7 protein-coding genes, 8 tRNA genes, 1 rRNA gene and 1 pseudogene are annotated in these 6,628 nt (G+C 37.5%); 5 read left to right on the top strand and 12 right to left on the bottom strand.

The window, feature by feature from the left end; all coding sequences use genetic code 11:
* Nucleotides 1-484 precede the first annotated feature (484 nt).
* Both PZE06_RS25165 and sigW read right to left on the bottom strand, forming a co-directional pair.
* Nucleotides 485-1,150, bottom strand: coding sequence for an anti-sigma factor family protein (locus tag PZE06_RS25165; protein ID WP_150917700.1), 666 nt, complete (start codon nucleotides 1,148-1,150; stop codon nucleotides 485-487).
* Nucleotides 1,151-1,165: 15 nt separating this feature from the next.
* The gene (sigW, locus tag PZE06_RS25160; protein WP_095314601.1) at nucleotides 1,166-1,729 is read right to left on the bottom strand and encodes an RNA polymerase sigma factor SigW; all 564 of its coding nucleotides are present in this window, start codon (nucleotides 1,727-1,729) and stop codon (nucleotides 1,166-1,168) included.
* Nucleotides 1,730-1,959: 230 nt separating this feature from the next.
* Between sigW and PZE06_RS25155 the strand changes: the two genes are divergently transcribed.
* Nucleotides 1,960-2,118, top strand: a complete 159-nt coding sequence (locus PZE06_RS25155) for an aspartyl-phosphate phosphatase Spo0E family protein (protein ID WP_150917698.1) — start codon at nucleotides 1,960-1,962, stop codon at nucleotides 2,116-2,118.
* Between the two features lie 72 nt (nucleotides 2,119-2,190).
* On the opposite strand, the gene rocF is transcribed toward PZE06_RS25155, so the two are convergent.
* On the bottom strand, nucleotides 2,191-3,087 hold the full coding sequence (gene rocF, locus PZE06_RS25150; RefSeq protein WP_150917694.1) for an arginase: 897 nt from the start codon (nucleotides 3,085-3,087) through the stop codon (nucleotides 2,191-2,193).
* Nucleotides 3,088-3,811: 724 nt separating this feature from the next.
* On the opposite strand from rocF, the gene PZE06_RS25145 reads away from it, so the two are divergent.
* The 4 genes and pseudogenes from PZE06_RS25145 to PZE06_RS25135 all read left to right on the top strand — a co-directional run bounded on the left by PZE06_RS25145 (nucleotide 3,812) and on the right by PZE06_RS25135 (nucleotide 5,183).
* Nucleotides 3,812-4,258, top strand: a complete 447-nt coding sequence (locus PZE06_RS25145; RefSeq protein WP_263641572.1) for a sigma-70 family RNA polymerase sigma factor — start codon at nucleotides 3,812-3,814, stop codon at nucleotides 4,256-4,258.
* Nucleotides 4,258-4,392, top strand: a complete 135-nt coding sequence (locus PZE06_RS25140; protein ID WP_263641571.1) for a hypothetical protein — start codon at nucleotides 4,258-4,260, stop codon at nucleotides 4,390-4,392. The genes PZE06_RS25145 and PZE06_RS25140 overlap by 1 nt, the downstream gene beginning before the upstream one ends.
* 15 nt (nucleotides 4,393-4,407) lie before the next feature.
* Nucleotides 4,408-4,719: pseudogene (locus PZE06_RS30175) on the top strand (DUF4179 domain-containing protein); the annotation flags it as partial.
* Between the two features lie 53 nt (nucleotides 4,720-4,772).
* On the top strand, nucleotides 4,773-5,183 hold the full coding sequence (locus PZE06_RS25135) for a hypothetical protein (RefSeq protein WP_150917691.1): 411 nt from the start codon (nucleotides 4,773-4,775) through the stop codon (nucleotides 5,181-5,183).
* A 232-nt stretch (nucleotides 5,184-5,415) separates the two neighbouring features.
* Here PZE06_RS25135 and PZE06_RS25130 read toward each other — a convergent pair.
* From PZE06_RS25130 to rrf, 9 genes are all read right to left on the bottom strand, one after another.
* Nucleotides 5,416-5,488: transfer RNA gene (locus tag PZE06_RS25130), tRNA-Lys, on the bottom strand.
* Nucleotides 5,489-5,494: 6 nt separating this feature from the next.
* Nucleotides 5,495-5,569, bottom strand: a tRNA-Gln gene (locus PZE06_RS25125).
* Nucleotides 5,570-5,732: 163 nt separating this feature from the next.
* Nucleotides 5,733-5,816, bottom strand: a tRNA-Tyr gene (locus PZE06_RS25120).
* Between the two features lie 12 nt (nucleotides 5,817-5,828).
* Nucleotides 5,829-5,904, bottom strand: a tRNA-Thr gene (locus PZE06_RS25115).
* Between the two features lie 58 nt (nucleotides 5,905-5,962).
* A tRNA-Val gene (locus PZE06_RS25110) sits at nucleotides 5,963-6,038 on the bottom strand.
* 25 nt (nucleotides 6,039-6,063) lie between these two features.
* Nucleotides 6,064-6,135, bottom strand: a tRNA-Glu gene (locus tag PZE06_RS25105).
* 18 nt (nucleotides 6,136-6,153) lie between these two features.
* A tRNA-Thr gene (locus tag PZE06_RS25100) sits at nucleotides 6,154-6,226 on the bottom strand.
* Between the two features lie 44 nt (nucleotides 6,227-6,270).
* Nucleotides 6,271-6,345: transfer RNA gene (locus PZE06_RS25095), tRNA-Asn, on the bottom strand.
* A 159-nt stretch (nucleotides 6,346-6,504) separates the two neighbouring features.
* Nucleotides 6,505-6,621 (bottom strand): 5S ribosomal RNA (gene rrf, locus PZE06_RS25090).
* Between the last annotated feature and the right edge of the window lie 7 nt (nucleotides 6,622-6,628).

Here is a 6,628-nt window from a genome sequence, read left to right as displayed (position 1 = left end):
TTCCCAATGTTGATGATGATCAAAAAAGATCTCTTTTAGAATATTTCTGTCCATAAATAAAAAATACCACAGCCCTAATGACTGCGGTAGACCTTAAATTTTTATACTTTCTTATCTTTTAAAAAAGCGCAGTGTGCCTTCAGAAAAAACTGAAAAGTGACGTTATCTGCGAGAATGAACCCTTCATCCATACTGGAGGGTCTAGTTCTTTCGTTAAAAAACTTCCTCTCTTCAGTGCTCAAATAAAAAGGATCTTAAAGTTGAATAGATATTCATCCATTAAATTTTATTCACCATAGAAAAACAGTCACACCTTGTGACTGCTCCAGAATGTAGCCAAAGTTATAAATAATTGATAACAGTTATCTTTAGGCTATTTTGAAATCGTTTGGCTTTCGAGGAGCAAAGCCTTGGGAGGAGCCCAGTTACCACAGTAGGTAATGAGCACCGGACAAGGCGAAGCAACAAAGAAAGCAAGCATTTGTCAATAGCCTGAAACTGTCACAGCTTGTGACTGTTCCGACTCTTCGAAGAAGTTAATCGCTTCTTTCGCCATATTCTTCAAATGATACCATACCCATTCGAAGATCGCATTGATTTCCTTAATCTCTCCGGTTACATCTCCAGCAGAAGCCAGATATTTATCCCCGTTTATGACCGTTCCGTTTATAACCGTTACATTCCCATCAATTTGCCCGTCAATTCTAAGGCTGCCGTTTCGAACAACAACATCCCCTTTGACAACTTCACCTTCTGGTACAATAACCGTATCATTTTTAACAATTAGGTTTGGCTGTTTTGATACAGACAAATCATGGCCTGTGTTCCATGAGGAAAAAAGACTCCCCACCATCAAAACTAGAAATAAAGAGGCTGCCGTTAGCAATGGATGATGCCTCAACCATCTTTGGAAACCTACTTTTTTCTTTTCTTTCGGCAATCTATTCATCACGTTCAATGTAAAGTCATCCGGTGTTGTCACGTGGGCAATACTCTTTACTAACGCCAAGGATTTTTCTAGCTCATGAAAATGCTTTTGACATTCAGGACATTTTAAAAGATGTTCTTTCAGTTCCCTTTCATGCTCTATTGAGATCTCCTCATCTAAATATTCATGCATATAAGCAACATATTTTTCAGAACAACTCACTGTTCTCACCTCTCATTAAACATTCCGTAATTGGTGTCTCAACGCTTCTCGCCCTCTATGAATGCGAGTTTTCACTGTTCCTAAAGGCATATCCAGAATCTCACTGATTTCGTTTAACGAAAGTTCTTCGATATACTTTAAAACGATGACAGAGCGATACTTCTCAGGTAATTTTGCGATCTCTCTCTGGATCGTTTCATGTAGTTCAATACTTTCGACCTCTTCCTCTGGTAACGCTGAATCTGAAGGAACTTGCGAGTACATCGTTAACCCATCTGTGCCAGAGACCTCCGCATCCAGGTAAAAATCCGGTTTCTTCTTTCTAATCCGGTCAATACATAGATTAGTGGCAATTCGATATAGCCACGTTGAAAATTTTAAATCAATATTAAAGCTTGCGATGTTTACATATGCTCGGATAAATGCTTCCTGTGCCATGTCCTCTGCCTCATGGCGATTCCCCAGCATTCGAAAGCATAGTTGAAATACTTTATCTTTATAGATCTCAACTATTTCCGCATAGGCATTTTGATCGCCTTTCAGTACTTGCTTAATTCTTTTTTTTACTATTGCATCCATTTTTCTATTTACCTCCGCTCTATGCGGCTAGTCGATATACGAATCGATAGCAGAAAAAGTTTCATTTATTTACGAGATCAATTTATTATTTCTCTACTCTAAACGAATGTGTCAAAATTTCGTAAGCAAATGGAACCATGATTATTTATATATCTTCTATTTTAACAAAAAAAGACATATATGGTTTAAGAATTTGGACATCGGGAATAAAGAAATTAAAGGATGGTGTTATGAGGACAAAATTATTACAGGAAATTGAATCGTGTCGTAATCAAATGATCTCCATTGCCGCCTCGACTTCACTTACAGATGAAGAAGTACTTAAGCTTAGCAAAGAACTTGATGTTTTGTTAAATCAGTATCAAAAATACGAAGAAACCCTTAAATAATAGTAAACTGCACCCCCATATATAACGTTAGGGGTGCAGCCCTTACTATCAATCATGTCTCTACTAACTTCATTATAATAATTTCTCGCCAAATAAGGAACCCATTAAAGCCACTGCCACTGATGCTGTTTTGTTTTTCTCATCTAAGATCGGATTTACTTCGACAAATTCAGCCGAGGTAATTATTTCCGATTCAGCTAACATTTCCATCGCTAAATGGCTTTCACGATAGCTTATCCCTCCATTTACCGGAGTTCCGACTCCAGGCGCATCTGTTGGATCTAATCCATCTAAATCCAGTGACAAATGTACCCCATCTGTCCGTTCCTGTAAATATTCGATTGATTCTTCCATGACCTTTGTCATCCCTAAACGATCAATTTCATGCATTGTATAGACTCTGATTCCTTTTTCTTTTATAAGCGCTCTCTCTCCCTCATCTAATGAACGAGCACCAATAATCACGATATTTTCAGGTTTTACTTTTGGTTGATAACCACCTATCTTCGTTAACATCGGATGTCCTAAACCAATACTAACCGCTAAGGGCATCCCATGAATGTTACCAGACGGTGATGTTTCAGCCGTATTTAAATCACCGTGAGCATCGTACCAAATCACGCCCAAATTCTGATAGTGCCGGGATACACCTGCTAGAGTCCCTATGGCAATACTATGATCGCCACCCAACACTAAAGGAAAAGCACCGGATTGAATGACCTCATCTACTTTGTCTGCTAGGATGGCTGTTTTCTCAGCAATCAATTCAAGATTTCTTAGCTTTGACTCCTTATCAATCTGAACCTCCGGTCTCCCAATTGAAATATCACCAAGATCATTCACTTCATCAAATAACATTTGTAACCTTTCATTTACTCCCGCGTAGCGAATGGCACTTGGTCCCATATCTACACCACGCCTCATTTGCCCCAGATCCATCGGCATCCCGATAATAGATAACTTTCGCACCTGCTTTTCCCTCCCATCTTGTCTTACTCTTATTTTATACGCTTACATTCCTTTGACTCAACTCGACAAAATAATGTATATATATGCGTTTGAAAATTCATTCTAATATGAAAATGAATATCTTAAAATGAATCTTTACAAATAAAAGATATGATTAATTAGATCATTTGGTAATTTATTCCATAGTGCGAATAATCTCAATTCAAAAGTGTGATTTTCATTTGATAAATTTCTTCTATTTCGGCAAAAGAGCACATTTTACTATTAAAGGTTTCACTTAGCTTGATATTTTTTATTCCATATTCCTTTATTTCAGTCATCTAAAAATATAATGATGGTCTTTTTATTTATTACTTATTTGCATCAGATTCACGTCCTATTCATTGTGTTCAAATATAATAACATTTGGCTGAGTACACTTCAAAAATATTTTTATGCTACTTTTTAGTTAACGGCCTCTGTTTTCGACATTTTCAGCTTTAAAGATAAAAAAATGAGCGAGCGAAAATAAGAAGCTGGTCGACTGTTTATAGATCCTTTTATCCGTCTCGTGCTTTTATTAGCTCCTTTTATAGGAAACAAGTTTCTTTAATTTTTAAATATTTTTGAAACTTTTTCTGGTTTTTGACTATCTAATAGCTAGATGAAAGGAAGATGACAATGCAACATATAAAACTAATCATAAAAGCAAAATCTGGTGATTGATGCTTTTGAAGAACTCCTTATGTTATATAGCGATCAATTATATCGTACTGCCTTTTTATACGTAAGAAACCGCGAGGACGCTTTAGACATCGTCCAAGAAACTAGTTATAAAGCCTATATAGCAATTCGTACATTAAAGATAAACAAATACTTCTCCACTTGGTTAACAAAAATTCTTATCAATTCAGCATATGATTTCTTAAAAAAGAAAAAGAGAGAGAGCCCACTGGAAAATGTAGAGCTGTTTATTTCAAGAAATGAAAAGTCCAATATTGAACAAATCGATTTATTTATTGCCATTACTAACTTAAATGATAACTACCGAGATGCCATCATTCTATTTTATTTTCATGACCTTCCAATTAAAGATATTGCTACTATTATGGACATACCTGAGAATACTGTAAAAACTTATCTTCATAGAGGAAAACAATTAAGAATCGGATTGAAAGGGGGCCGGATATAATGAAAGAGAAACTCTTGCAGGAAATATATGAGCAAATAGAAGTGCCAAAAAAGGAAGTCCGAGACTCCATTCGTAAAGGAATACTCTCAACCAAAACAAAAAACAATAAGAAAGTTCCTTTAATTAAAACCTGATCTGTTGCAGCCCTTCTTTTTATTACAACTATTATTACACTCGGTTTTTCAATCCCATCTTTGACAGAAAAATTACCAGTACTTCATAATATTTTCAATTTGTTTGAAGATAACGTAAAAGAGTATATTTTTAACGATTACGATCGTTACACCACTAAATTGGATTTAGTACAGGAAAGTAACGGTGTCCGTATTACTTTAACTGATGCGGTATATGACGGGGAGAACATTACAATAGCCTATATAATTGATAGTGCTCACGACTTAGGAGAGGAGCCCTTAATATATAGCGAACCATACCTGTTTAAGGAACTTGATGTTTACTAAGCGAAAACCAGTTAATAAAGAAACTAGGTGATCATAAGTATGCTGGCTTATTCATGCTGAATATATTGAACGGTAATCGACCTGATACCATTGATTTTACTTGGGACGCAACTTCGATCTATTCACGATTTGACAATAATATTGAAACAAAAGGTAATTGGTCATTTGAATTTACCTTGGATAGAGTTGATAGTGAAGTACACCAGTTCAAAAATGTTGGAACTAAGGGAGATGGGTTCGAAGTAAAACTTAAAAATATCACAACCACACCAATTTCTACTAGCATTTATTTTATTGGAAAAGCAAATATACATGCAAAAGAATGGATAGAAGAGAATTGGATAACTGTCTTTTATGATTTTGAAATAACAGACAATCTAAGTAATAAATACACGGTTGTAAGTAGTAGTTTATACGGTGGTAACATAGGAGGACAGCATGGAAGAGTGATTACAACAGAATAGATGAAAATGCAACTTCTATTACTGTCACACCAATTGTGACTGTTTTCAAAGAAATGGAAAATCAAAATCCATCTGAGCCTGGAGTTGAATTAGAATCCGCTAAGCCACCATTTAAACTTGAGCCAATTAAAATACCTCTTAAATAGCCATAGAAGACTATAAGGATTTAAATAATCATTATAGTCTTTTTTTGAATATAAAAAACCTCTTAAGATAACTATCTTAAGAGGTATGAGCCATGAAGGACTCGAACCTTCGACCCTCTGATTAAAAGTCAGATGCTCTACCGACTGAGCTAATGGCTCTAAAATTGGCTGGGCTAGCAGGATTCGAACCTACGAATGACGGAGTCAAAGTCCGTTGCCTTACCACTTGGCTATAGCCCAATAATATGTAAAATTCAAAAATAAAAAGGACTACTTATAGCTTGTCCTGTTTTTATGTTTTTATGATACAACTCTTATTTCCACTAGTGTCCAATAATGAAAATTTGTTACTGTATTTTGTAATTAATAATGGTGCCTTATTTTCGCTATTGCGAAATAAGGTTGGTGGAGGGGGACGGATTCGAACCGCCGAACCCGAAGGAGCGGATTTACAGTCCGCCGCGTTTAGCCACTTCGCTACCCCTCCGAAACATAAAAATGGTGCCGGCCAGAGGACTCGAACCCCCAACCTACTGATTACAAGTCAGTTGCTCTACCAATTGAGCTAGGCCGGCCTATATATTAACACAAACAATTAAAAGGTACATTATTTTCGCTAACGCGAAAAAATGTTGGTGGAGGATGACGGGATCGAACCGCCGACCCCCTGCTTGTAAGGCAGGTGCTCTCCCAGCTGAGCTAATCCTCCAATGTTGCAGCAAGTGCAACTTTAATGACCCCTACGGGATTCGAACCCGTGTTACCGCCGTGAAAGGGCGGTGTCTTAACCGCTTGACCAAGGGGCCGTAATGTCATTTTCAAAGAGCTTCCAACCGGGCTCGAACCGGTGACCTCTTCCTTACCATGGAAGTGCTCTACCTGCTGAGCTATGGAAGCATGCATTCTAGCTCACAATTATACTACTAATAAAGTGACTAAAATGGCTCCGCGGGTAGGATTCGAACCTACGACCGATCGGTTAACAGCCGATTGCTCTACCACTGAGCTACCGCGGAAAATTAATAATATATTCCTCTACCTTGAATACTTCCCGATAGTCCTCATCTCAGAATGTTAATTCAAGTAGCAGCTCGATGAGTACAACTCGCAGCACCATTCAAGATGCTTTGCTCGTTGCTCTACCACTGAGCTACCGCGGAATAAAATAAAGGTTTGCCCGGCAACGTCCTACTCTCACAAGGGGACAGCCCCTAACTACCATCGGCGCTGAGAAGCTTAACTTCCGTGTTCGGTATGGGAACGGGTGTGACCTTCTCGCTATCGCCACCGGACTATTGG

The organism is Robertmurraya sp. DFI.2.37 (assembly GCF_029211245.1).
In the GTDB taxonomy this organism is placed as follows: Bacteria; Bacillota; Bacilli; order Bacillales; family Cytobacillaceae; genus Robertmurraya; species Robertmurraya methanolica_A.
Note: the sequence above shows the minus strand (reverse complement) of the source record. Positions and strands in the feature narration are given on the sequence as shown.